This window comes from Aerococcus sp. L_32, assembly GCF_050689315.1.
Map to the genome: position 1 here is coordinate 1 of NZ_JBOEQF010000302.1, position 2,368 is coordinate 2,368.

Below are 2,368 nucleotides of genomic sequence, written 5' to 3' on the forward strand. Positions count from 1 at the left end.
TGAGGCGCCAATTCCAGGTAAATCCTTTATCGGGATTGAAGTGCCCAATCAAGATGTATCCTTAGTTTCCTTTCGGGATTCTTTCGAACATCAACTGCAATCGGGTAAAGTCTTGGAAGTCCCATTAGGAAAAGATATTTCGGGCAATATTCGTTCAGCAGACTTGACCAAGATGCCCCATCTATTGGTTGCTGGGTCTACCGGATCTGGTAAATCAGTCGCTATCAACGGGATTATCGTATCCATTTTGATGAAGGCCAAGCCAAATGAAGTCAAATTGATGATGATCGACCCTAAAAAAGTGGAACTATCGATTTATAACGGTATTCCACACTTATTAACACCAGTTGTAACCAATCCAAGAAAAGCAGCTCAAGCCTTACAAAAGGTCGTTCAAGAAATGGAACGTCGTTATGAATTGTTTGCTGCTTCGGGCCAACGGAATATTGACGGTTACAATGACTTCGTTCATGAAGAAAACCTTAATGAAGGTACTGCACATCCGACCCTCCCTTATATCGTTGTGATTGTAGATGAGTTAGCCGACTTGATGATGGTCGCTTCTAAAGAAGTAGAGGCCGCAATTACCCGGCTAGCACAAATGGCACGTGCTGCTGGTATACATATGATTCTAGCGACACAAAGACCATCTGTTGACGTTATTACAGGGATTATCAAGGCCAACGTACCATCAAGAATTGCCTTTGCCGTATCTTCGGGAACTGACTCAAGAACCATCATCGACCAAAACGGGGCCGAGAAATTATTGGGTCGAGGAGACATGCTCTACCTACCTATGGGTGAGTCGAAACCAATTCGAGTCCAGGGGGCCTTTATCACAGATGACGAAGTGGAACAAGTGGTCTCTTTTGTAAAAGACCAACAAGAACCAAATTATGTCGAATCTATGATGCCAACTGAGACCAAAGAATCAGCGCCAGGCGAAGATTTAGATGAAATGTGGGATACTGTCCTAGAATTTGTTAAAACCCGTGAAACCGTCTCGATTTCTATGTTACAACGTCAATTTAGAGTCGGTTACAACCGAGCCGCCCGTCTAGTAGATGATATGGAACAACGTGGAATTGTCGGCCCACAAGAAGGGTCTAAACCACGAACAGTTAACATCTTCCAAGAAAACGGCGATGAACCAACCGAATAGTTTATGCAATAGGCCGATACACACATTTTCCAAGTCAAAAAATGCTATACTATCTTTAGCATAGCAGACAGTCAACAAGGAGGGATTATTTGAATTTACCAAATAAACTAACCATCATTCGGATCATCATGATTCCAATCTTCATGATTTTCGTATCTATTCCAGTAAGTGGAGATGGTACACAAGTACTCGGCAGTCAGTGGTACTGGCAATACGTGGTGGCAGCCATCATTTTCGCAGGTGCATCATTCACCGACTGGCTAGACGGTTACATCGCACGTCGCGACAACCTTGTCACTAATTTCGGTAAATTTGCCGACCCATTAGCCGACAAGATGCTCGTTGCAACAGCCTTTATCGCCTTAGTTGGTATCGATTTAGCACCAGCATGGTTAGTCTCAATCATTATCATGCGCGAATTAGCTGTCACCGGACTCCGCCTATTACTAGTAGAAAAAGGGACAGTCATGGCAGCTGGGAGTGCTGGGAAATTGAAAACATTCACCCAGATGCTGTCCATTATCTTTTTGTTAATCGGGGATTTCCCCTTAGGATTCTTGCCGTTTTCAATCGGGCAAATCCTACTATATCTAGCATTAATCTTCACCATCTATTCAGGTGTAGACTACTTCGTTAAAAATATTTCCGTATTTTCAGACGGACTATAAGCACAATTTTTAAGGGCTTCGGTTTTTACCAGGCTCTTTTTTGTTCTATAATATACAAGAATCACTATGCGCAAACGCATAAATAAAACGTAAATACTACTAGGTGGGAAAAGAATGAAAGTAGAAATTATAGCTGTCGGAACAGAATTGTTAATAGGACAAATCGCAAATACAAATGCACAATTTATTGCACGAAAATTGAATGAATTAGGCTTTGACCATTACGTACAAACGGTCATTGGCGATAACCCTGAACGGTTAAAGAAAGTGACTGCTCAGGCTGAACAAAGGTCGGATATCATTATTTATACAGGTGGTTTAGGGCCTACCCGAGATGATTTAACTAAACAAACTATTTCAGCATACTTAAATCAACCACTCATTCACGATGAAGTGGGGATGGAAACCATCAAAGCAGCCTTTAAAGGCAGAGTCATGACTGAAAATAATCTGGCCATGGGACTGACTTTTCAAGCAGGACATACTTTCCCTAATGATGTAGGGCAAGCGCTTGGTACAGCTATTGAACATGATAACC

General features: G+C 42.1%; 3 protein-coding genes. All 3 read left to right on the forward strand.

Annotation, left to right across the window (positions count from 1 at the left end; genetic code table 11):
- Positions 1-1,162: DNA translocase FtsK (locus ACRCJ0_RS12085; RefSeq protein WP_431390574.1), on the forward strand; the 1,162-nt coding region annotated here is incomplete at its 5' end.
- A gap of 89 nt (positions 1,163-1,251) precedes the next feature.
- Positions 1,252-1,830 (forward strand): CDP-diacylglycerol--glycerol-3-phosphate 3-phosphatidyltransferase, encoded by a 579-nt coding sequence (gene pgsA, locus ACRCJ0_RS12090; RefSeq protein ID WP_431390575.1) that lies wholly within the window; start codon positions 1,252-1,254, stop codon positions 1,828-1,830.
- 114 nt (positions 1,831-1,944) lie between these two features.
- Positions 1,945-2,368, forward strand: a 424-nt coding sequence (locus tag ACRCJ0_RS12095; RefSeq protein WP_431390576.1) for a molybdopterin-binding protein, incomplete at its 3' end; no start/stop codon positions are given.